General features: G+C 69.9%; 19 protein-coding genes and 2 pseudogenes. 3 read left to right on the plus strand and 18 right to left on the minus strand.

From position 1 onward, the window contains the following. Nucleotides 1-7: 7 nt before the first annotated feature. From IO36_RS32960 to tnpA (IO36_RS33010), 11 genes and pseudogenes are all read right to left on the minus strand, one after another. Nucleotides 8-1,951, minus strand: a complete 1,944-nt coding sequence (locus tag IO36_RS32960; protein WP_051901126.1) for a multicopper oxidase family protein — start codon at nt 1,949-1,951, stop codon at nt 8-10. Between the two features lie 130 nt (nt 1,952-2,081). Continuing rightward, nucleotides 2,082-3,875, minus strand: a complete 1,794-nt coding sequence (locus IO36_RS32965) for an ABC transporter ATP-binding protein (RefSeq protein WP_037625338.1) — start codon at nt 3,873-3,875, stop codon at nt 2,082-2,084. Between the two features lie 454 nt (nt 3,876-4,329). Beyond that, nucleotides 4,330-5,247: an ABC transporter permease gene (locus IO36_RS32970; protein WP_037625339.1), complete on the minus strand. Its 918-nt coding sequence runs from the start codon at nt 5,245-5,247 to the stop codon at nt 4,330-4,332. Continuing rightward, the gene (locus tag IO36_RS32975; protein WP_051901127.1) at nt 5,234-6,037 is read right to left on the minus strand and encodes an ABC transporter ATP-binding protein; all 804 of its coding nucleotides are present in this window, start codon (nt 6,035-6,037) and stop codon (nt 5,234-5,236) included. The genes IO36_RS32970 and IO36_RS32975 overlap by 14 nt, the downstream gene beginning before the upstream one ends. A 59-nt stretch (nt 6,038-6,096) precedes the next feature. Continuing rightward, nucleotides 6,097-7,203 (minus strand): aliphatic sulfonate ABC transporter substrate-binding protein, encoded by a 1,107-nt coding sequence (locus IO36_RS32980; protein ID WP_037625340.1) that lies wholly within the window; start codon nt 7,201-7,203, stop codon nt 6,097-6,099. After that, nucleotides 7,203-8,531 (minus strand): sulfate adenylyltransferase subunit 1, encoded by a 1,329-nt coding sequence (locus IO36_RS32985; RefSeq protein ID WP_037625341.1) that lies wholly within the window; start codon nt 8,529-8,531, stop codon nt 7,203-7,205. The genes IO36_RS32980 and IO36_RS32985 overlap by 1 nt, the downstream gene beginning before the upstream one ends. A gap of 2 nt (nt 8,532-8,533) precedes the next feature. Next, on the minus strand, nt 8,534-9,463 hold the full coding sequence (gene cysD, locus IO36_RS32990; protein WP_107065857.1) for a sulfate adenylyltransferase subunit CysD: 930 nt from the start codon (nt 9,461-9,463) through the stop codon (nt 8,534-8,536). Nucleotides 9,464-9,468: 5 nt separating this feature from the next. After that, nucleotides 9,469-10,041, minus strand: coding sequence for an adenylyl-sulfate kinase (cysC, locus tag IO36_RS32995; protein ID WP_245173575.1), 573 nt, complete (start codon nt 10,039-10,041; stop codon nt 9,469-9,471). A 117-nt stretch (nt 10,042-10,158) separates the two neighbouring features. Then, nucleotides 10,159-10,938 carry an alpha/beta fold hydrolase gene (locus IO36_RS33000; RefSeq protein ID WP_037625343.1) on the minus strand — a complete coding sequence of 260 codons (780 nt, stop codon included), beginning with the start codon at nt 10,936-10,938 and terminating at the stop codon, nt 10,159-10,161. 255 nt (nt 10,939-11,193) lie between these two features. After that, nucleotides 11,194-11,628 (minus strand): YdeI/OmpD-associated family protein, encoded by a 435-nt coding sequence (locus IO36_RS33005; RefSeq protein WP_037625344.1) that lies wholly within the window; start codon nt 11,626-11,628, stop codon nt 11,194-11,196. A gap of 128 nt (nt 11,629-11,756) precedes the next feature. Then, nucleotides 11,757-12,156: pseudogene (gene tnpA, locus IO36_RS33010) on the minus strand (IS200/IS605 family transposase). 53 nt (nt 12,157-12,209) lie between these two features. Between tnpA (IO36_RS33010) and IO36_RS33015 the strand changes: the two are divergent. Continuing rightward, nucleotides 12,210-13,442, plus strand: coding sequence for an RNA-guided endonuclease InsQ/TnpB family protein (locus IO36_RS33015; protein ID WP_037625346.1), 1,233 nt, complete (start codon nt 12,210-12,212; stop codon nt 13,440-13,442). Nucleotides 13,443-13,455: 13 nt separating this feature from the next. Here IO36_RS33015 and IO36_RS33020 read toward each other — a convergent pair whose 3' ends face one another. From IO36_RS33020 to IO36_RS33040, 5 genes are all read right to left on the minus strand, one after another. Continuing rightward, entirely contained in the window at nt 13,456-13,869 is a 414-nt protein-coding gene (locus IO36_RS33020) for a VOC family protein (protein ID WP_037625349.1), read from the minus strand. A 76-nt stretch (nt 13,870-13,945) separates the two neighbouring features. After that, nucleotides 13,946-14,137 carry a VOC family protein gene (locus tag IO36_RS33025; protein ID WP_245173572.1) on the minus strand — a complete coding sequence of 64 codons (192 nt, stop codon included), beginning with the start codon at nt 14,135-14,137 and terminating at the stop codon, nt 13,946-13,948. Nucleotides 14,138-14,142: 5 nt separating this feature from the next. Beyond that, nucleotides 14,143-14,664: a helix-turn-helix transcriptional regulator gene (locus tag IO36_RS33030; protein WP_051901129.1), complete on the minus strand. Its 522-nt coding sequence runs from the start codon at nt 14,662-14,664 to the stop codon at nt 14,143-14,145. Next, a complete protein-coding gene (locus tag IO36_RS33035; RefSeq protein ID WP_037625353.1) occupies nt 14,664-15,074 on the minus strand; it encodes a VOC family protein in 411 nt (136 codons plus the stop codon). Before IO36_RS33035 ends, IO36_RS33030 begins: the two co-directional genes overlap by 1 nt. Nucleotides 15,075-15,365: 291 nt before the next feature. Next, the gene (locus IO36_RS33040) at nt 15,366-15,827 is read right to left on the minus strand and encodes a carboxymuconolactone decarboxylase family protein (RefSeq protein ID WP_037625355.1); all 462 of its coding nucleotides are present in this window, start codon (nt 15,825-15,827) and stop codon (nt 15,366-15,368) included. Between the two features lie 623 nt (nt 15,828-16,450). Here IO36_RS33040 and IO36_RS33045 point away from each other — a divergent pair. Beyond that, nucleotides 16,451-18,568, plus strand: a complete 2,118-nt coding sequence (locus tag IO36_RS33045; RefSeq protein WP_037625357.1) for an MMPL family transporter — start codon at nt 16,451-16,453, stop codon at nt 18,566-18,568. Between the two features lie 587 nt (nt 18,569-19,155). Here the strand turns inward: IO36_RS33045 and IO36_RS47170 are convergent. After that, complete coding sequence (locus tag IO36_RS47170; RefSeq protein WP_158997651.1) at nt 19,156-19,329, minus strand: DUF6059 family protein; 174 nt, start codon at nt 19,327-19,329, stop codon at nt 19,156-19,158. A 608-nt stretch (nt 19,330-19,937) separates the two neighbouring features. Then, nucleotides 19,938-20,342, minus strand: a pseudogene (gene tnpA / locus IO36_RS47520) (IS200/IS605 family transposase). A gap of 50 nt (nt 20,343-20,392) precedes the next feature. Here tnpA (IO36_RS47520) and IO36_RS33055 point away from each other — a divergent pair. Further along, on the plus strand, nt 20,393-21,523 hold the full coding sequence (locus IO36_RS33055) for an RNA-guided endonuclease InsQ/TnpB family protein (protein ID WP_051901131.1): 1,131 nt from the start codon (nt 20,393-20,395) through the stop codon (nt 21,521-21,523). Nucleotides 21,524-21,587: the final 64 nt, after the last annotated feature.

The following is a 21,587-nucleotide window of genomic DNA, read 5'->3' on the forward strand; positions in this document are numbered from 1 at the left end:
CGCGGGCTCACCGCATCGCGTGCATGTGGTCGCCGCCCGCGTGCAGATGGGCGGCCGGCGACACCACGAGGGGCCGCACCATGTGCTGCTCGTGCTCCAGCATGTGGCAGTGGTGGACGCCCCTGCCCACGACGGGGAACCGGACCGCCACGGTGACCAGCTCGCCCACCGTGGCGTTCGGCGTGAGCTGGCCCGCCGTACCCACCCGGATGACGTCCTTCTCCCCGAGCTCGTGCGCTTCCAGCACCCCCGCGGCCTTGAACGCGATGGGCCGGGCCGAGCCGCGGGTGGCCCGGTCGAACCCGGTGATGTCGTAGTTCTCGCGGGACAGCACCTGGAAGTGCGACAGATGGATGTGCATGGGGTGCGGGGACGTGGCGAGGTTGAGGTACTTCCAGATCTCCACGCTGCCGAGCGCGGCGGTGAACGTCCTGCCGTCGTCGTAGGCCATCGCCGTCCTGCGCAGCGTCGTGACGGTGCCCTCGGCGTCCTTGACCTGGACGGTCCCGGGGGAGGGGAACGTGATCCCCGCGGGATCGACCTCCTCCATCTCCCACAGCTCGGGAATGTTCGTCGAGCCGGGACCGACCACGACCACCCACCGGGGGGCGACGTCGTGGGGCAGGTCGTGGTGGGTGAGCCGCTCGAACGTGGGCGAGAGGACCTTTGGCAGCACGAACCCCTTGGACGGTCCCTGGTCCGCGACGCGGAACTGCATCACGTCGGGCTCCAGCAGGTCGTTGAGCTTGTCCGAGGCACCGGGCGCGATGCCCTCCAGCGTGTTGACCAGCTTCAGGGCTTGCCCCCGGAACGCACTGAAGTCGATCAGTACGTCGGCGCGCTCGCCGGGGGAGAGGTTGAGCGCCCCGTCGACGGCCAGCGGCTTGTCGATCAGACCCTGGTCGGTCCCGATCACCCGCAGCGCACCCGGGACGGGCCGGCCGTCCGACAGCAGCATCAGCCGGTACATCCGGGAGTTCGCGGCGTTGACGATCCGGAACCGGTACCAGCGCGGCGCGACCTCCAGGTACGGCCAGACCACCCCGTTGACCAGGGTGTAGGGGGCCGCGTGGGTACGCATGAGCCGCTGCGGGCCGACCATCTCCACCTTGTGGACCAACCGGCCGACGAGGGCACCGGACCCGTCCACGTCGAAGTTGCGGTCGCTGAGGAACAGCGGCACGTCACAGGCACCGTGGGGCAGGTCGAGCGCCTCCTCCTCCTCGTTGCGGGACAGGAACATGCCCGCGAGCCCGGCGTAGACGCTGAAGCGGCTCACGTGGTGGGTGTGGTCGTGGTACCAGAGCGTGGTCGCGGCCTGGTTGTTCGGATAGGCCGACAACTGCACGTCGCCCGGGCCGATGAGGTTCTCCATCCAGCCGTCGTTGCCGCCGCCGGTCAGCATGCCGTGCAGGTGCACCGCGGCCCACGGCTCCAGGTCCGACACGCCGGGGACCACCTGGGTCCCCGCCGTGCCCGGGTAGTTGGAGAGCGGGTCGGGCGAACGGCCCGCGGTCGAACCGAAGTCGACGGCCGTGACGGGGATGTTGCCCGTCAGCCGGTTCTCCCAGACGATCCGCAGCGGACGGCCGCTGACCGTCTTGATCGTCGGGCCCGGGTAGACGCCCTCGTACGTCCACATCGTCACCGGCGGCATCTCCGAATGCACGGTGACGTCGGCGGTGCGCAGACGGACGGTCAGCTCGTCATGGTCGCCGCGGTCGCGGGGCCGCAGCACCGGCGGGACCCGCAGCGCATCCCTGAACTTCGTCAGCTTCAGCTCGGGCGCCGTCGGCTCGGGCCCGCCGGCCGTCACGGCCGCCGCGCCGTCCGACCTGAAGAAGGGGGCGGCGGTCACCAGGGCGCCCAGCCCGGTCATGGCGCCGTAACGCAGCAGCGTGCGGCGGTTCGGCCCGGACGGCTCGAATGTTTCGGAGGCTGTGGGATCCATTCGCCCGAAGGTAGGGGCAGCCGCTCTCGTCGAACTCGAACCCGGCTCCAGGACGGGTCTTCGCGGCACGGCCCGGCACCGGCCGGCGGCCCCGCCGGGGGCGGGGCCGCCGGGGGAGGGGAAGCGGATCTCAGACCGCTACGGGCTCGCTGTCCCGGTTGATGAGCGCCGCGTAGTGGCCACCGCGCATGAGCAGCTCGTCGTGGGTGCCGCGCTCCAGGACCCGGCCCCGGTCCAGCACGATGATCTCGTCGGCGTTGCGGACGGTCGACAGCCGATGGGCGACCGTGATGGTGGTACGGCCCACGCTGGCCGCGTCGATGGCCTTCTGCACGGCCTGCTCGGTGTGGGCGTCCAGGGCGCTGGTGGCCTCGTCGAGCACCAGGATCGGCGGGTCGCGCAGGATGGTGCGGGCGATCGCCAGGCGCTGCTTCTCACCGCCGGAGAACCGGTACCCGCGCTCGCCGACCACGGTGTCGTAGCCGTCGGGCAGCAGCATCAGATAGTCGTGGATGTGGGCGATCCGTGCCGCCGCGAACAGCTCCTCGTCGGTCGCGTCGGGCTTGGCGAACCGCAGGTTGTCCGCGACCGTGGCGTGGAACAGGTAGGTCTCCTGGGCGACGACGCCGACCGCGGCCGTCAGCGTGTCGAAGGACAGGTCGCGTACGTCGACCCCGTCGATCGTGACGGAACCGGACGTGACGTCGTACAGCCGCGGGATGAGGTAGCTGAGCGTGGTCTTTCCCGAGCCCGTCTCTCCGACGATCGCCAGGCTGCGGCCCGCGGGGACGATCACGTCGACGCCGGCCAGCGTGGGCCGCTCCGTTCCCGCATAGGAGAAGCCGACCCCCCGCATGCGCACCTCCCCCCGCAAGGCGGCCGGCTCGACCGGCCGCTCGGGCTCGGCGATGTCGACGGGCAGATCGAGGTACTCGAAGATGCGGCCGAACAGCTCGAGAGAGCCCTGGATCTCGATCCCGACGGTCAGCAGCCGCTGCGCCGGGCGGAACAGGCTCTGCTGGAGGGACGTGAACGCGACCAGGGAGCCGATGGAGATGGCCATGTGGCCGTTGCTCGAGGTCAGCCCCGAGACCCAGTAGATCATCGCCGGCATGGAGGCTATGACGACCCAGATCGTCGACTGGTACCACAGGCCCGCGGTGGTGACGCGCACCTCGACGTCGGTGAGCCGGCGCGACTGCCGGGCGAAGTCGTCGGTCAGGGAGTGCGAACGGCCCATGGTGTGGCTGAGCAGGATCCCGCTGATCGACAGCGACTCCTGCATGGTCGAGGACAGCTCGGCCAGCTGCCCCTGCCGGTCACGGGTGATGTTCCGCCGCTGGTTCCCGACGCGACGGCTCACCAGGGCGAACACCGGAAGCATGAGCATGGACGCGAGCGTCAACCGCCAGTCGAGCAGGAACATCGCCGTGGTCGCGGCGATGACGACCGTCACGTCGGACAGCAGCGCCGTGGCGGTGGTCGTGATGGTGACCTGCATCCCGCCGATGTCATTGGAGATGCGCGACTGCACCTCGCCGGTACGGGTGCGCGAGAAGAAGGCCAGCGACATCCGCTGGAGGTGGGCGTACACCGCCGTGCGCAGGTCGTGCATGACGAGCTGGCCCACCGTGGCCGACACATGCGTCTGCCAGACGTTGAACGTGCTGGTGGTGACCGACACCATGATCATGCCGAGGGAAAGCAGGGACAGCAGCCCCAGCCTGTCCTGCGGCAGCGCCGTGTCCATGATCTCGCGGATCAGGAACGGGTTGACGAGGGCGACCAGGGAGGAGCCCGCGACCAGCAACACGACGGACAGCAGCTTCCTCCGGTACGGGCGGAACAGCTTGAGGATGCGTCGCAACTGGCCGTCTTTCGTCAGTGCCTGGGGACGCGTGGTGCCCGAGCCGGCGCTGCTCACCCTGGCCTCCTTTGCTTGTTGGTCGGTTCCAGTCGACAAAACGCGGGACGACTGCGGAGTCGAAGCCGCCGGGGCGGGCCCCGTGCCACAACGAGAGCCGTGGACACGGGCGTGTGCCGCGGCGTGGTCACCAGATCCAGGTCGTGCCTATCCCAGCTGTCTGACCAGTGCCGTCCATTGGGCGATCTCCGCGTCCGACAGCGGTGGCAGACACGGCCGGTCGGCAGGCAGGGCGGCGGATTCCTTCCATGCGCAGGGAGGACACATGCCGCTCCACGCGAACCCCGTCCACATCAGGCCTTCGCTCAACGTCTTCCACAGAAGACGCAGAGAGGAACTGGGCCCCGCGCCCATATCGGTCTCCGTTCGTAGGGGAACCGCCCCAGGTCATCGTGTGCAACGGTGCTCGACAGGACGTCGGGGCCGTGTCGAGTTCCGCTGGAGGACGGGCGCCTCAGCGCGCCGCCAGCAGTCCGCGGCTGCGCAGCACCCGGCGCTCCAGCGGGCTGAAGAACAGCAGGTCGATGGCGACGCCGACGGCGAAGATCAGGATGATGCCGAGCAGCACACCCGGCATGTCGGAGAACTCCCGCTGGTTCTGCAGGTAGCGGCCGAGGCCGATCCCCAGATCGGGGGAGGAGGCGATGAGTTCGGCGGCCATCAGCGACCGCCAGGAGAACGCCCAGCCCTGCTTCAGACCGGCCAGGTACCCGGGCAGGGCGGCGGGCAGCAGCACGTGCCGGGCGCCGCGCAGACCGCTGGCACCGAGCGTACGGCCGGCCCGCAGGAACAGCGGCGGCACCTGGTCGATCCCGGCGATCAGGCCGTTGGCGATCGAGGGCGTCGCACCCAGCAGGATCACGGCGTACATGGCCGAGTTGTTGATGCCGAGCCAGATGACGGCGGCCGGCACCCAGGCGACCGAAGGCAGCGACTGCAGGCCCGTCAGCACCGGCCCGATGGCGGCCCGTATCGGCTTGACCCGGGCGACGACCAGGCCGATCGGCGTACCGATCGCGACGGCCGCCACGAAGCCCGTGACGCCGCGCCAGAGGCTGGTCCAGATGATGGAGAACAAGGTGCCCTCGCTCCACAGGAGCGTGAGCGCGTGCCACACCTCGGCCGGACTCGACAGCTTCTCGGGGCTGGCCAGGTGCAGGCTGCAGGCGAGCTGCCAGAGACCGACGACCAGCATCACGCCCAGGATCGGAGGCAGCACTTTCGCCCTCAGTACCTGGCGATACGAGACGCCCTGCGCGTGGCCGGCTTCCAGTGCGTCCAGGCCGGCCCGCAGCGTGTCCAGGCCGGCGCCCGCGCCGTCGTGGCGGTCGGCACGGCCGCTCACCGCGGACCGGGTGTCAGTGCTGGACATGGCGGCGTATCTCCCCACGCAGGTGCTCGGTGATCTCGATGGACAGCGCCGCGACCTCGGCGGATTCGCCCCGCAGCGCATGCGGCAGGTCCACGCGCCATTCCCGGGCGATCCGGCCGGGCCGGGACGACAGCAGGACGACGCGCTGGGCGAGGCGCACGGCCTCCCTGACGTTGTGGGTGACGAACAGGACGGTGAGCTTGCGCTCGTTCCAGATCCGGGTGATCTCCTCGTGCAGGACGTCCCGGGTGATGGCGTCGAGTGCGGCGAACGGCTCGTCCATCAGCAGGACGGTGCTGCCCTGGGCGAGCGCGCGCGCCAAGGCCACGCGCTGGCGCATGCCGCCGGAGAGCTCGTGCACCCGCTTGCGGTACGCGCCGCCCAGGCGGACCAGCTCCAGCAGCCGCTCCGCCTCGGGCCTGCGCCTCTCGCGCTCCACGCCCGCCAGACGCAGCGCCAGCTCGATGTTGCGGCCCGCGCTCAGCCACGGGAACAGCGCGTGGTCCTGGAACATCAGCGACGGCCGGGTACCGGGTACATCGATGGTTCCGGCGCTGGGCTCGTCGAGCCCCGCCACCAGGTTCAACAGGGTGGATTTGCCGCAGCCGGAAGCGCCGAGCAGGGTGACGAACTCGCCCGGGGCAACGTCCAGGTCGATGTCGTCGAGCACGACGGAGCCCGCACCGGGGCGGCCGAAGGCCTTGGAGACGTGCGAGAGCCGGACCGCTGGGCCCTCGTGCGTGGTCTCGACGACGGGGACGTGCTTCGGGACGGCCAGTGCCGTGGTCATGGCGGAACCTCCTGCGGGCGTGGACGGGGGCACTGCGCGGAGCTACGGGATGCGGGTCGTCACCTGACGCCGAGCCCGGCGTCCGCCACGGCGGGCCGGCCCGCCGCCTTGAGTACCTTGTCGAGCAGGGTCAGGTCGACGATCCCGGAGAGGTCGGGCTTGTCGAGCAGGCCCGCGGCGACCGCGTGGTCGGCCCCGGTCCGCAGGGTGCCGGCCAGCGGGTCGTCGATGAAGTCGATGCTCGCCCACGCGGGGTCGAGGATGGCGGGCGGCAGCGCGTTGCCCGTGTCGGCCTTGATCCGCAGGTTGGCGTCGGCCTTCGCCTTCTTCGGGTCGGCCTTGATGAAGGCGTTGGCCGCCAGCGAGCCGCGCAGCACGGCCTCGACCACGTCGGGGTGCGCGGTCAGGAACTTCTGGGAGACGATGATGTCGGTGGTCGCGAACTTGCCGCCCGGCCACAGCGACTTCTCGTCCAGCAGGACCTTCGCGCCGAGCGTGACCAGCCTGGAGGCGGTCGGCTCGGGCACCCAGGCGCCGTCGATGGAACCGGACTTGTACGCCTCCGGCACCACTTTGTTCTCCGTACGCAGCACACTGACGTCGCCCGCGCCGGAGGCCGCGTCCACCTTGTAGCCCTTGCCCGCCAGATAGTTGAGCAGGGCGACGTCCTGGGTACCGCCCAGCTGCGGGGTGGCGAGCCTCTTGCCCCGCAGGTCCTTCAGCGAGCTGATCCTCGCCGGGTTGACCACCAGCTTGACACCGCCGGAGGCCGCGCCGCCGATGATCCGCAGGGACGTGCCGTGCGACTTGACGTAGCCGTTGATCGCCGAGTTCGGGCCGATCCAGCCGATGTCGATCGAACCGGCGTTGAGCGCCTCGATCTCGGCCGGACCGGCGTTGAAGAACTGGGACTTGATCCGGGTCGAGCCCAGCTCCTTCTGGAACAGACCGTCCTGCAGGCCCACCAGAGCGGTCCCGTGCGTGAGGTTCGGGAAGTAACCGATCTTCACGGTGTCGGCGGAGAGCTTCGCACCCGAGGCGCCCTCGGTCTGCTTCGCCGGGGCTGTCTCGGCACTGGCGCCGTAGCCGCAGCCCGACAGCAGTCCGGCAGCCGCGGTCACCGCCACGGCCGCCACGGCCATGCGCCCGATCGTCCGATACTGCATCAGATCCAGTCCTCCTCGTTGGATGTTTCGGCTGCGCGCCGTACGGTCTCGAAGGGCTCGTCCGCCATGCCGGCCGCGAGGGTGGTGCCGTCGGCCGGGTCGATCAGCAGGAACGAGCCCGTCCGGCGGTTGTCGGCGTAGGGGTCGAGCGCGAGCGGCTCGGCCGTGCGCAGCACGACGTGGCCGATGTCGTTGACCTGCAGGCCCTCGCCGCCGGGGCGCCGTTCGAGCGTGCTGATGTCGATCCGGTACGAAATGTCCTCGACCACCGCGCGCACGGTGCGGGTGGTGTGCTTGAGCAGGACCCTGGCGCCGACGTGCAGGGGGCGCTCGTTGAGGTGACAGACGCCGGCCTCGATGTCCTTGGCGGGCGCCCCGGCCGTGCCCTTGGCGGCGATCAGGTCGCCGCGCGAGACGTCGACGTCGTCGGTGAGCCGGACGGTGACGGACTGGGGCGCCCAGGCGACGTCCGTCTGCGTGCCGAGCGCGTCGATGGCCGCGACGGCGGTGGTGCGGCCCGAGGGCAGGACGGTGACGGCGTCCCCGACCCGCAGCACGCCGGAGGCGATCTGGCCGGCGTAGCCCCGGTAGTCGAGGTGCTCGGCACTCCCTGGGCGGATCACGTACTGGACCGGTAAGCGGGCGGGCTCCTGTCTCGGGTCGCTGCCGACCGGGACGCTCTCCAGGTGCTCCAGCAGGGTCGGGCCGCCGTACCAGTCCATGGTGGCGGAGTGCTCGACGACGTTGTCGCCGGCCAGCGCGGAGAGCGGGATCGCCACGACGTTCTTGACCCCGAGCGTGGCGGCGTACGAGGTGAACTCCTCGGCGATCGCGGCGAACACGGACTCCTCGTAGCCGACGAGGTCCATCTTGTTGACGGCCAGGACCACGTGCGGGACGCGCAGCAGGGCGGCGACCGCGGTGTGCCGGCGGGTCTGCTCGACCATGCCGTTGCGGGCGTCGACGAGCACGACCGCGAGGTCCGCGGTGGAGGCACCGGTGACCATGTTGCGGGTGTACTGCACGTGCCCGGGGGTGTCGGCGAGGATGAACCGGCGGCGCGCGGTGGCGAAGTAGCGGTAGGCGACGTCGATGGTGATGCCCTGCTCCCGCTCGGCCCGCAGCCCGTCGGTGAGCAGGGCCAGGTCGGGGGTGTCCTGCCCACGGCCGGCCGAGACCTGTGCGACGGCCTCCAACTGGTCGGCCAGGACCGACTTGGAGTCGTGCAGCAGGCGTCCGACCAGGGTGGACTTGCCGTCGTCGACGGAACCCGCGGTGGCGAAGCGCAGCAGCGTGGTGGCGCTGAGCTGCTCGGTGGTGGTGGTCATCGCTAGAAGTACCCCTCGCGCTTGCGGTCTTCCATCGCGGCCTCGGACAGCTTGTCGTCGGCCCGGGTCGCGCCCCGCTCGGTGAGCCGGGAGACGGCGATCTCGGCGATCACCGCGTCGAGCGTGGCCGCGTCGGAGTCGACGGCACCGGTGCAGGACATGTCGCCCACGGTGCGGTAGCGCACGAGCCGTTTCTCGACCCTCTCGCCGTCCCTGGGACCGCCCCACCGGCCGGCGGTCAGCCACATGCCGCCCCGCAGGAAGACGTCGCGTTCGTGGGCGAAGTAGATCTCGGGCAGCTCGATCTTCTCGCGGGCGATGTACTGCCACACGTCCAGCTCGGTCCAGTTGGACAGCGGGAAGACGCGCACATGCTCGCCCGGCGCGTGCCGGCCGTTGTACAGGTTCCACAACTCGGGGCGCTGGCGGCGCGGGTCCCACTGGGAGAACTCGTCCCGCAGCGAGAAGACCCGCTCCTTCGCGCGGGCCTTCTCCTCGTCACGGCGTCCGCCGCCGAACACGGCGTCGAACCTGTGCTGCTGGATCGCCTCGGTCAGCGGGACGGTCTGCAGCGGGTTGCGGACACCGTCGGGACGCTCCTTGAGCACGCCGCGGTCGATGTAGTCCTGGACCGAGGCCACGTGCAGGCGCAGGTTGTGCTGCGCCACCGTGCGGTCCCGGTAGTCGAGGACCTCGCGGAAGTTGTGACCGGTGTCGACGTGCAGCAGCACGAACGGCACCGGTGCGGGCGCGAACGCCTTGAGCGCCAGGTGCAGCATGACGATCGAGTCCTTGCCCCCGGAGAAGAGGATCACCGGCTTCTCGAACTCGCCCGCCACCTCGCGGAAGATGTGGACCGCCTCGGACTCCAGCGAGTCCAGGTGCGTCAGCGCGAAGGGGTTCCCCGACGCCTCGATCAGGCGATGGGTCATGACCGTCATGCCAGGCCCCTTTCGATCAGGAAGGCGTGTAGCTCGGCTGCGGAATCGGCCACCGAGCGGTCCTGCGTCTGGATGCGCAACTCCGGGCTCTCCGGCGCCTCGTACGGGTCGTCGACGCCCGTGAGACCGCAGATCTCACCGGCCGCCTGCTGGGCGTACAGGCCCTTCACGTCCCGCTGGGAACAGAGCGCGACCGGGGTGGCCACGTGGATCTCCACGAACGGTGTGCCGCGGGCGGCGTGCCGGGCCCGGACGGCGGCGCGGGAGTCGGCGTAGGGGGCGATGACCGGAACCAGCGTCTTGACGCCGTGGGAGGCCAGCAGCCCGGCCACGAAACCGATCCGCTGCACGTTGGTGTGCCGGTCCGCGCGGCCGAAGCCCAGGCCCGCGGAGAGGAACGCGCGGATCTCGTCGCCGTCGAGCACCTCGACCTCGTGTCCCTGGGCGCGCAGGCGCTCGGCGAGGGCGCGGGCGAGAGTGGTCTTGCCCGCGCTGGGCAGCCCGGTCAGCCACACGGTGGCGCCGCGCGCAGCGGCCAAGGCCGCCTCCGCGGTGTCCCCGGCGGCCAGGGGGTGAGCCGTGGTCACGGTGATGTTCTCCCGGGAGGTAGAGGGCGTGCTTTCAGGGATGGGCCCTACGCCCCCCGCGCTGCAGGGCGTCGGCGCGGGCAGGGGCGGCGGGACCTTTCAGGCGGTGACGAACTCGACCAGCGTCCGGCCGAGCACGTCCATGTCGATCCGGTGCCAGGATCCGGGCAGCTCGAGGCCCCGGCCGTTGGGCAGGGCCGCCGCGGTCGCCGCGGCCGCCGCACGCAGCCAGTCACTGGTGCTGTCGCTGTTGAGGACCAGCGTCTGCGTCCAAAATCCAGCAAGTTGGCCGGCCGGAACGGTGAAGTCGCCGCAGATCTCGATGTCGTACAGCAGCGTGTGCGCGTTCGCCTCGTTCATCGCCCAGATCGGGCTCCTGCGCCACTGCGCGACCGCGTCGGGGGTGAGGCCCAGGACGGGGCCGAGGAAGTACTCGGCCGCCTCGTCGCGCCGGTCGCCTTCCTCCAGGATGACCCGGAGCGTCTGCGCGGAGTTCGACGGGGGCTTCGGGAACCCCTCGACCCGGAAGAACGGCTCGTGGAGAGCCAGCCTGGTGATCGGCGCGCCCGCGAACGCCGCCTGGAGCGCCACGTTCGCGCCCGTGGACCCGGCGAACACCGCCGCCGAGCCGCCCGCCTCCTCGATCACCGCCCAAAGATCCTCGATCTCCCGCTCGACGGCGTACTCGGGAGCGTCACCGCTCTGGCCGCGCCCGCGGCGGTCGTAGGCGTACACGGTGCAGTGCCGCGCCAGCTCGGGAACGAGCTCGTCGAAGATCGTGTGATCGCGGAACGCACCGTTGAGCAGCACGAGCGGGGGGCCCTCGCCCGACCTGTCGTAGGCGATCGTCGTGCCGTCCCGGGAAACGACCTTGCGCATCACGCACTCCTCGTGCCGACCGGAGGTGCTCTCACCTCGCCCTGTGTCTGCAGCTTCGAATGCGCCGGTGCATCACCGGTCGAGAACCGATAGCGGCCCGCTCGCACCACCCGCCGCCCCCGACAACGCTCAGTGGCTGACCTGCCGTTCTTCCCGGGAGAACGCAAACAGCCGTTCCTCGGTGCTTCGAGGTGTCGACCGACGAAGCGCTGAGGAACGGCTGGTGCGTACGGCGTCAAAGGCCTGCTACCGGGGTCAGCCCCGCAGGGTGGCGACGGCCTTCTCGATACGCCGCCGGCGCGTCTCGGGCATCTTCGCGCTCTCCACAGCACGCACGTGCTCACGCTTGCGGCTGTAGGTGAGGCGGTCGTACGCGGCGCGGGCGACCGGGTCGTCGTCCAGGGCCCGGGCGAAATCCTCCGGCTCGACGACGACGCGCGGCTCGGTGTCGAGCTCCAGCTCGACCTCGACCTCCTCGCCGATCTCGACACCCGCGGCCTGCCGGTTGGCGTGGCTGAGGCCGATCAGGTGGCGGCCGCGCAGGAAGGCGACCCGGCTCTTCCAGGAATGCCCGTTGAGCGTGATCGTCACCGGTGGCCGCGAGCCCTCGCCGAGAGCTTCCACCACCTCGGGCGGAACCAGCAGGCCCCGCATGGGCTCGGGCGGCTCGACGTGGGACAGAAACTTCATGGTCTACCTCTGATCTTGAGAGAGTGCCCCGGCCTTCAGGCCGAGGGTGAATCGCATCTTCGGACTGCTCCAACCGCGGCTGTGGGCACGGGTCCGCACCATCCACCCACGCCCACGGATACCTGCGCTCAGTCTGGGCGCTTCTGCTGTGCGATGTAGTCCTTGACCACCTGGAGCGGCGGGCCGCCGCACGAGCTGGCGAAGTACGAGGGTGACCAGAACCGGCCGTACATGATCGCCCGGTTCACCCGGACGGTGAACTCCGCACGCAGACGGCGCGAGGAGACGCCCTTGAGGCTGCTCACCAGGCCGGCCGGGCCAACCTTCGACGGGTAGTGCACGAGCAGGTGGACGTGGTCCGTCTCGCCGTTGAACTCCCTTCAGCTTGGCGCCGAAGTCCTCGCACACCTTGCGCATCACCTCTTCGCAGCGCGTCAGCATCTCGTCGTTCATGACGCCGCGCCGGTACTTGGTGACGAACACCAAGTGTGTATGCACGTTGCAGACGACTGTTCGACCCGCGCGGATATCGGGGTTTGGTTCCCATCATGGCGACATGGGCCAACGCTAAGGTGGTCGCTGTGCAGCTTCGGTACAGCTTCCGCTTGTACCCGAGTGCCGGTCAACGCATGGCGTTGGCGAGGGCGTTCGGGTGTGCGCGGGTCGTCTTCAACGACGCGCTGCGCGTCCGCGAGGAGGCCCGAGCCGCGGGGGCGCCGTTCGTCACCTCGGCGGAACTGTCCAGAAACCTGACGGGCGCGAAGAAGACATGGGAACGGGCCTGGCTCGGCGAGGTCTCGGCGGTGATCCTCCAGCAGTCCCTGCGCGATCTGGACACCGCTTACCGGAACTTCTTCGACGGGCTCAAGGGCAAGCGCCCCAAGACGGGCGCGCCGCGCTTCAAGTCGAAGCGGGACAACCGGCAGTCGATCCGCTTCACTGCCAACGCCTCGTGGCGGATCACGCCGGGCGGGAAACTGAGACTGCCGAAGGTCGGCGATGTTCCCGTGCGCTGGTCCCGGACGCTGCCGTCCACCCCGTCCACCGTGACCGTGGTTAAGGACGCGGCGGGCAGGTACTTCGCGAGCTTCGTCGTCAAGACGGACGCCTGCGCGGGACTGCCCGAGACGACACCAGAGATCGGCATCGACCTCGGCCTCGGGCACTTCGCCGTCCTCTCCGACGGCCGGAAGGTCGACAGCCCCCGCTTTCTGCGCCGGGCGGAGAAACGTCTGAAGAAGATGCAGCGGGACCTGTCCCGCAAACAGAAGGGCTCCAACAACCGGGGCAAGGCCCGGCTGAAGGTCGCCCGCGCTCACGCGCAGGTCACCGACGCACGCCGCGAGTTCCACCACCAGCTCTCCACCCGGCTGATCCGCGAGAACCAAGCGATCGCCGTCGAGGACCTGTGTGTCAAAGGACTCGCCCGCACCCGCCTGGCCAAGTCCGTCCACGACGCCGGATGGTCCGCGTTCGTGGCCATGCTGGAGTACAAGGCCACCCGGTACGGGCGACGGTTCCACCGGATCGGCCGGTTCGAGCCGACCTCCCAGGTGTGCTCCGCATGCGGCGTCAAGGACGGACCCAAAACGCTGAACGTCCGGGAGTGGACGTGCTCGGCGTGCGGGACCGTCCTTGACCGGGACGTCAACGCAGCACTCAACGTCGCCAAGGCCGCCGGACTGGCGGCATCAGCCTGTGGAGCGCAGGTAAGACCGGCATCCGTGCCGGCACAGCGCAGCGAAACAGGAACCCGCCAGGAGCTGCCCACCGCGTCGCCGCAGTGGGAGCAGATTGGAATCCCGGGCCTTTAGGCCCGGGAGGATGTCACTCGGCGTAGGGCTGGTCGGTTCCCTGGGCGCTGAAGCCCAGACTCCAGACGTAGCCCTCCGGGTCGGCGAAGGTGCCGCCGTACCCGCCCCACGGCAGAGCGCCGGCGGGCTTGAGGACCGTGGCGCCGGCCTTCGCGGCCTCCGCCATGACCTCGTCGACCCGCGCCTCGCTGCGCACGACGTAGGTCAGGACCAGTCCGCTGAAGCCGCTGCCCTCATGGTCCGTGCCCACCTGGTCGGCCAGTCCTTCGCGGCTGTAGAAGCCGACGGGCGAGGCGCCGTCCGATTCGAAGAACACCGAGATGCCGTAGTCGTTCTGGACCTTCCAGCCGAGCCCCTCGGTGTAGAACTGCTTGGCCCGGTCCATGTCCCGGACGCCGAGAAGGATCGAGCTGACGTGTGCCTTCATGCCGTAACTCCTTGGAGCTGTAGAGGTGTACGTGTCGGACATCCGGGCCGGGGCCCGGCTGTCACGGGAACGCAGGTCAGGACGGTGTGGGGGCGGCAGCCTCCCAGACGAACCCGTCCGGGTCGGAGTGCTCCTGGGACGCCCGTAGGTGCAGGTACGTGTCCACGCCGAAGGCGCTGTAGAAGCGCCGGGCGGCCTCGAGGTCGGCCACCTCAAGGGTGACGGCCGCGACGGACGCGGTGACCGGGGCGGAAGCGGTGGTTGCCATGACCATCACCGTAGGGGCCGTGCGGCCGCCGGGGCTTCTCGATTCCTGACCGGTCTTGAGACCTGCTTCGCCACGCACGCCGGCATCCCCTCCACCGTGATCGCCGACCCGGCATCGCGGGGGGCACCCGCAGCACCGGCACGGTCGGCCGCCGCTTCTGCCGCCTGGCGCCGGAAGGCCCCGGGCGGCATGCCGACCAGCTCGGTGAAGCGGGTGGTGAACGTGCCCAGCGACGCGCAGCCGACCGCGAAGCAGACCTCGGTGACGCTGACGTCGCCCCGCCGCAGCAGCGCTGTCGCCCGCTCGATGCGACGCGTCATCAGGTACGCGTACGGCGACTCACCATAGGCGGCCCGGAACTGCCGGCTCAGGTGCCCGGCGGACACACCCACATCACGGGCGAGCGCCTCCACGTCCAGCGGCTGCGCGTATTCCCTGTCGATCCGGTCGCGGACGCGGCGCAGCCGCGCGAGATCGGCCAGGCGCTGCGCCTGGATGCGTGCACGCCGCCATTCAGGCTTGCACATCAGCGAAGCTCCTGGATGCGGACCAGGTTGCCCGCCGGGTCGCGAAAGGCGCAGTCGCGGATGCCGTACGGCTGCTCGGTCGGCTCCTGGACGACCTCGGTGTCACCGGCCTGCACCTTCTCGAACGTGGCGTTGACGTCCGGGGTGGCCAGCAGGATCCATCCGTAGGTGCCCTTGGCCATCATCTCCGTGATCATGCGGCGCTCGCCCTCGGTGACGCCGGGATCGGCGCCAGGCGGTGTCAGCAGGATCGAGGTGCCCGGCTGACCGGCCGGGCCCACCGTGATCCAGCGCGTTCTGCCCTGGCCGGCATCGCCGCGGACCTCGAAACCGAGGACGTCGCGATAGAAGGCGAGCGAAGCGTCCGGGTCGTCGTACGGCAGAGAAGCCGTGTGGATGGTGATGTCCATGGCGAGCAGGCTAGAGGCGGCTGCGTGAACCGGGCTTCTCGATTCCTGACCGATCCGGACCCGCCCGGCGCAGTTTCCCAAGGCGGGCCCGCCTCCGGTGTCCGCGGGCCTCTACAGCTTCGTCGCGGGCGGTCCCGAGCACCCGGCCGCGCTCCTGGCGAAGGCCTTGCGCACCGCCGGCGGCCGCGATCCGTGAAGCCCTCGCGATCCCGCCTTCCCGCCTCCGCGCACCGGCCGGCAGGACGGCCTCGCGGCCCTCCCGCCGGCCTTTGGGGAGTGCCTGTTGCGGCACTAGCTCCAGGCGGCGCCCGCGGGCTCCTGGACGGTGGCGTTCAGCCGGTTGAAGAAGTTCGTCGTCGCGATCATGAGGATGATCGCGGCGAGCTGCTCCTCCGTGAAATGGTCGGCGGCCTCGTCCCAGACCGCGTCCGGCACGGCCTGCCCGCTGCGGTCGGCCAGCCGGGTGGCGGCCTCGGTCAGTGCCAGGGCGGCGCGCTCGGAGTCCGAGAAGAACGGCGTCTCGCGCCAGGCGGCGACGGAGTGCAGGCGCTCGTCGGTCTCCCCGGCCTTCTTGGCACCCGTGACGCCGGCGTGGACACAGGAACTGCAGCCGTTGATCTGGCTCGCGCGCAGGTGCACCAGGTCCAGCGTGTGCTGGTCGACCCCACCCTGGTGAATGGCCTTGTAGAGGTTCTGAATGCCCTTCATGGCGTCCGGCAGAACCTTGGCGGCGTTCGTCATACGAGCCTTCATCGGGTACTCCCTCAGCAGTGTTCTTCGTTCTTCCGTCCGTCACAACACTGACGGATCCCGCCCCGCGAGGGGGACCGGCGAACGAGGCGAACCTTTCGAGCGGCGGCGCGCCCCCCTCCGGTGACCAGCGGCGATTAGGGAGCCTCAAGCGCGTCTGTGTCACGGCTCGAGCGAGCCTCATGCGTGCCTGTGCCACCGCTCCAGGGAACCTCAAGCACTCCTGTACGACCGCGCGCAGCAGACGGGTGCCCGGTCCACCGGTGCGATTTCCCCCGGCGTCGCGGCACCCGGTCGTACGCGCTGCTCGACGAGATCGGCAGCAGCGGCGAGGGCCCCTTCCCAAGCTGAGCTCCCACAGGGCGCCCCCTGCTCGACCACATAGGGCCGAAGCAGGAATTCGGCCGGAAACGGACCGCCATCGGGCGAGGAAATCCGAGTTCAAGCCAACTCCAGGGACGCTCCACCAGGACTCCATCCCTCTGGTGAAGAACCTTCGTGTACCCAGTTCCGTACGAGCCCCCGCTCCACGGCTCCTGACCCTCGGTGAGCGTCACATGACGATCCAGATCCCGGCACCATCCCCCACAGAAACGGTTACACCGCCCGTTCCATCCCCAACCGTTGTGAGCCGATACGCTGCCTTCGTCGCCGGCCGACGCTCCAAGTGGGTCGTGCTTGTGCTGTGGTTCCTGCTCATGGGCATCGGCGGCTCGCTGGCCGCCGGCCTGGCAGACGTACAGGACAACGACCCTGAGGCCTGGCTGCCGTCGAGCGCCCAGTCGACCAAGACGGTGCAGCTCGCGGAGCAGTACTTCGCCGACAAGGACTCCAGCACCGCAGTCATCGTCTACGCCCGCGAAGGAGGCCTCACCCAGGCCGACCTGTCCCGGATCGACGCCGACCGCGCCCGGCTCGCCGACAAGGTGGCCATCGGCAAGGTCTCCTCCGCCGTGGTCTCCGAGGACAAGGTCGCGGCCTTCGTGAGCGTTCCGCTGCGCACCTCGCCCAGCGACAACAAGGTGCTCACCGACAAGGTGACCGAAGCCGGCAAGATCACCTCCGCCGGCGCCCCCGCCGGCCTCGACATCAAGATCACCGGCGAGGCCGGGAGCATCGCCGACTTCGCCGACGTCTACTCCGGCATGGACGGCGCGCTGCTGGGTGTCGCGCTCGGCGTGGTGGCGCTGCTGCTGCTCGTGACCTACCGCAGCCCGGTGCTGTGGCTGATCCCGCTGATCACCGTGGGGCTGGCCAGCCAGGTGGCGAGCGGCGTGGTCTACCTCCTCGCCAAGCACGCGGGGCTGGTGGTCAACGGCCAGAGCGCCTACGTACTCATGGTGATCTCGGTAGGCGTGGGCACCGACTACGCCCTGCTGCTCATCTCCCGCTACCGGGAGGAACTGCACCGGCACGAAGACCGCCACACGGCGATGTCGCTGGCCGTGCGCGGCTCGCTGCCGGCCCTGGCCGCCTCCGCCGCGACGGTGACGATCGCGTCGCTGTGCCTGGTGTTCGGCAGCATGAACAGCACCCGGGGTCTGGGACCGGTCGTCGCCATCGGCGTGGTCCTGGTGTTCCTCGCCATGACCTCGCTGCTGCCGGCGCTGCTGGTGATCCTGGGCCGCTGGGTGTTCTGGCCCGTGAAGCCGCGCGTCACCGCGGGATACGACCCGAACTCGGCGCAGGGCCACGGCACATGGGCGAAGATCGCCGAGGCCGTGGGACGGCGCCCGCGCGCGGTGTGGATCGGCACGGCGCTGGTACTGGGCGTCATGGTGCTGGGCATCACCGGCGTGCACACCGGCCAGACGCAGGCGGAGCAGTTCACCGGCAAGGTCGACTCGGTCACCGGCCAGCAGGTTCTGGCCAAGCACTTCCCCGCGGGCTCGTCCGCTCCCGCGGACGTGTACGTCCGCGACGCCGGGGCCGCATCCGCGACGGCCGTCGTCGCCAAGGTGCCCGGTGTGTCCTCCGTCAGCACCCAGGCGGCCAAGGGCGGCTGGACGCACCTGACGGCAGTGCTCCGCGACGCTCCGGACTCCGCGGCCGCCAAGGACACCGTCCGCGACATCAGGACGGCGCTGGACGGATCGACCGGGCCGGCAGCCGACGCGGTCGTCGGGGGCCAGAGCGCGGTGGCGCTCGACGTCTCCGAGGCGCAGGGCGACGAGGAGATGCTGCTGATCCCGCTGATCCTCGCGGTGGTGCTGGTGATGCTCCTCATCCTGCTGCGGGCGACCATCGCATCCGCTGTGCTGCTCGGGTCCGTGGTGCTGTCGTTCGCGGCGGCCGTCGGCACGGCCTCGCTGCTGTTCCACGCCCTCGACCACGCGAAGATCGACCGCGGGCTGGTGCTGTTCGGCTTCATCTTCCTCGTCGCGCTGGGCGTCGACTACACCATCTTCCTGATGACACGCGCAAAGGAAGAGGTGCGGCTGCGCGGGCACCGCGAGGGAATCCTCACCGCGGTGACGGTGACCGGCGGTGTCATCACGTCGGCGGGCGTGGTGCTGGCCGCCACGTTCTGCGTCCTTGCGGCCATCCCCACGGTGAGCGCACTGCAGCAGGGGCTGCTCGTAGCGGTCGGCATCCTCCTCGACACGTTCCTGGTACGCAGTCTGCTGGTCCCGGCGCTGGCCCTGGACCTGGGACCGCGCTTCTGGCGGCCGGGCCTGACACCACAGGAGACGGCGCCGCACGAGTCCGCCAAGAGCCGGGCCGAAGAGCCGTCCACCGCCTGAGCCTGCGGTGTGACGCCGCGGGTCACTCGACGAGCTGATCCGCGGTTCTTCCCGGGACGACGCGGGCGGCCGTTCCTCACGCTTCGAGATGTCGGACAACGAAGCGCCGAGGGACGGCCGCCTGCGTCTGCGCGCCGCTTCCCCCGACGGCCTGCTCGTCCGGGTGAAGGCCCGGGTGGAGGCGGGTGGAGGCGGGTGGCGGCGGCACCTTCGCCACCCGCCGAAAACTGCACGGCACACGACGACGCGGACCGCGCCGACCCGACCATCCCCTACAACCCGGTGGTCGGCCCGCCCGGCCCCAACGCCTCGGGCAGGACGACCACGACCCGCACGCTCACCACGCTGCCACCGCCCGACGCCGGCCGGATCCCGCTCGGCGGCGCCGACGCCGTCAGATCCCCCCAGCGGGTCCGCCCTCTGACCGGTACGGCCGGCCGTGCGCGGCCGCGGACCCCGACCCGACGGGACGCGAGAACCTCGTCATGAAGCGCTCGGCGGCCTGAGCGCCTGCCCGTATCCCGAACGCCGCTGCCGGGGCTCCCAAGAGCCCCGGCAGCGGCGTTCATCCGCAGACGCAGACGGGCTCAGTGCGGCTCCAGCTCCTTGACCAGCGTCCGCTCCTTCGGTGTGAGCGGCACCTTCCGGCTCAGCCGCTCCGGGTGCCCGGGCACGGGGCCCTCCAGCCCCAGGAGCCGCTCCGGGTGTTCGGGATCCACCCCTGTGTAGTAACTGCCGTATGCCTTCAAGGCGCTGTACACCTCACGCAGGCAACGGCGGGCAAATGAACGCATTATGTCCGACCTCACTTCAGGGCCGTGGTGACGGGCCGTTCAACCCACCTTCTGGGGATGCGGCCGAGAAACACTGGACAGCCGCCGCAGGCACGGTCGAGAACCGCTCCACCGCCGTTCGTGCCCGCCTCGGCCTGCAACCGGCTTGTGCCGCTGTCCCGTCCGGGCAGGCCCTCACCCGTCACCCGTCGGCGGACGACGCGGCCGATGGCCAGGCGCGGACCGGCCGTGCGCAACCGCACGCCGGACGGTCCGGACCACCCGGCGGGCCCTGCCGCGCCACGCTTGCGGCGACGCCGGGCGAGCTCTCCGGACGGGCCGGCCGGAGCCGCCCGGGAAGCGTTCAACTGCCTTCCCGCGTCCGCAGTCGCACGTGGCACGTGCCGGTCAGATCGAAAACACGCCGGAAAGGCTGCCGACCCGCCGAAGAGGAGGACGCCTTGACTGCTGCAGCGGAACCGACGACACCTCGTTCAGCATGATTTAGCGCGGAACCCCGGGCGTTCACGCCCGGGAGGAAAGGCTTTTTGACGCTGCGCTGACCCGCGCGGGCTCATGGGTCTGCGCTGTTGACCTCAGCCGGGGTGTTTCTGGTTCTCGATGTACGCCTTGATGACGGTGAGCGAAGTAGGACTGTGACCGAAAGTGCTGACCCCACAGGGACGTGCGGATGTGGCCGGGGGACTCCTGCCGTAGGTGTCGTGCGGAGACACCCTTTGAGGGAGCCTACGAGTCGGGAGATGGCGACCTTGGGTGGGTAGTGCACGAGCAGGTGGACTGGTTGTGTTCGCCGTTGAAGTCCCGCAGTTCCACGCCGAAGTCGGTGCACACGTCGCGCATGACCTCTTCGCAGAGTCTGAGGATCTCGTCGGTGAATGGTCCGCGCCGGTGTTCGGGGTGAAGACCAAGTGTGCGTGGAGGGTGTGGACGACGCTACGGCCCCTGCGGATGTTGGGGTTCGGTTCCCAGCGTGGTGACATAGAGCATTGCTACGGTTACGTTCGTGAAACTTGTTGTGCAGGTGAAGCTGATGCCGGATGCCGTGCAGGCCTCTGTGCTCGGGCGCACCCTGCGCACGGTCAACGAGGCCGCGAACTGGGTGTCGGAGGTGGCGTTCGAGCACGGCGTGCCGCGTGAGTACGAGCTGCGCAAGCACACCTACGCGGAACTGAAGGCGCGGGGGCTGGGGGCCCAAGCCGCGCAGCACACCATCAAGAAGGTGTGCGACGCCTACACCACGCTCAAGGCCAATATCCGGGCCGGGAACCTCGGCAGGGAAGATTCCCGGCGTCGCCGCAGGGCCGAGTCCAAGCCGGTCGTCTTTCGGCCCGAGGCCGCTCAGCCGTATGACGACCGGTGTCTGAGCTGGCAGTATGGTCAGCGGACCGTGTCTGTCTGGACGGTGGACGGCCGGGTCAAGAACGTGCCGTTCGTGTGTTCCGCTGATGCGCTCAGGATGCTCCAGGCATACCGGCAGGGCGAATCCGATCTGGTCGAGCGTGACGGCGTGTTCTACCTCGTCGCCACCTGTGACGTGCCCGAGGCCGAGCAGTACGAGCCGGACGGGTTCATCGGCATCGACCTCGGCATCGTCAACATCGCCACCACATCCACCGGCTACCAGGCCGCCGGGCGCGGACTCAACCGGTACCGCAAACGACAGCTCGCACTGCGTGCCAAGCTCCAGAAGAAGCGCACCAAGAGCGCCAGGCGGCGGCTCAAGGCCCGTGCCCGCAAGGAAGCACGGCACGCAGCGAACACCAACCACATCATCTCTAAGACGATCGTGACCGAGGCTGAACGCACCGGGCGCGGCCTGTCCCTCGAAGAACTCAAGGGCATCCGTAACCGGGTACGGCTCCGCAAGCCCCAGCGGGTCGCCCTCCACTCCTGGGCGTTCGCCCAGCTCGGAGACTTCGTCGTCTACAAGGCCAAGAGGGCCGGCGTGCCCCTGGTCCTCGTCGATCCCGCGTACACGTCGCAGACGTGCGCCGAGTGCGGCCACGTCGATAAGCGCAACCGTGTCGACCAGGGGCTTTTCATCTGCCGGGGGTGCGGGGTCGTTGCCCACGCCGACCGGAATGCTTCCCATAACATCGCCACCCGTGGCGAGAGCGTGTGGAATGCGGGGCGTGAGTCACGCGTCCCTGCCACCCCATAGGGGGGTGCTGGACGGAGGAGTCCACTCGGCAGCCAGCTGGGCACCACCTCCAAGCCCGGCCCGT

The sequence above is a fragment of the Streptomyces aureus genome, from assembly GCF_000725495.1.
Taxonomy (GTDB): Bacteria; Actinomycetota; Actinomycetes; order Streptomycetales; family Streptomycetaceae; genus Streptomyces; species Streptomyces aureus_B.

Bases quoted from the DNA above. Each gene is read 5' to 3' on its own strand.
- IO36_RS32960 (WP_051901126.1), bottom strand. From the start codon at position 1,951: ATGGATCCCACAGCCTCCGAAACATTCGAGCCGTCCGGGCCGAACCGC.
- IO36_RS33040 (WP_037625355.1), bottom strand. From the start codon at position 15,827: ATGAAGGCTCGTATGACGAACGCCGCCAAGGTTCTGCCGGACGCCATG.
- IO36_RS33055 (WP_051901131.1), top strand. From the start codon at position 20,393: ATGCCGGATGCCGTGCAGGCCTCTGTGCTCGGGCGCACCCTGCGCACG.
- IO36_RS33005 (WP_037625344.1), bottom strand. From the start codon at position 11,628: ATGAAGTTTCTGTCCCACGTCGAGCCGCCCGAGCCCATGCGGGGCCTG.
- IO36_RS33025 (WP_245173572.1), bottom strand. From the start codon at position 14,137: ATGGCAACCACCGCTTCCGCCCCGGTCACCGCGTCCGTCGCGGCCGTC.
- IO36_RS32975 (WP_051901127.1), bottom strand. From the start codon at position 6,037: ATGACCACGGCACTGGCCGTCCCGAAGCACGTCCCCGTCGTCGAGACC.
- IO36_RS32970 (WP_037625339.1), bottom strand. From the start codon at position 5,247: ATGTCCAGCACTGACACCCGGTCCGCGGTGAGCGGCCGTGCCGACCGC.
- IO36_RS32980 (WP_037625340.1), bottom strand. From the start codon at position 7,203: ATGCAGTATCGGACGATCGGGCGCATGGCCGTGGCGGCCGTGGCGGTG.
- IO36_RS33030 (WP_051901129.1), bottom strand. From the start codon at position 14,664: ATGTGCAAGCCTGAATGGCGGCGTGCACGCATCCAGGCGCAGCGCCTG.
- IO36_RS33035 (WP_037625353.1), bottom strand. From the start codon at position 15,074: ATGGACATCACCATCCACACGGCTTCTCTGCCGTACGACGACCCGGAC.
- IO36_RS32985 (WP_037625341.1), bottom strand. From the start codon at position 8,531: ATGACCACCACCACCGAGCAGCTCAGCGCCACCACGCTGCTGCGCTTC.
- cysD (WP_107065857.1), bottom strand. From the start codon at position 9,463: ATGACCCATCGCCTGATCGAGGCGTCGGGGAACCCCTTCGCGCTGACG.
- IO36_RS33000 (WP_037625343.1), bottom strand. From the start codon at position 10,938: ATGCGCAAGGTCGTTTCCCGGGACGGCACGACGATCGCCTACGACAGG.
- IO36_RS33020 (WP_037625349.1), bottom strand. From the start codon at position 13,869: ATGAAGGCACACGTCAGCTCGATCCTTCTCGGCGTCCGGGACATGGAC.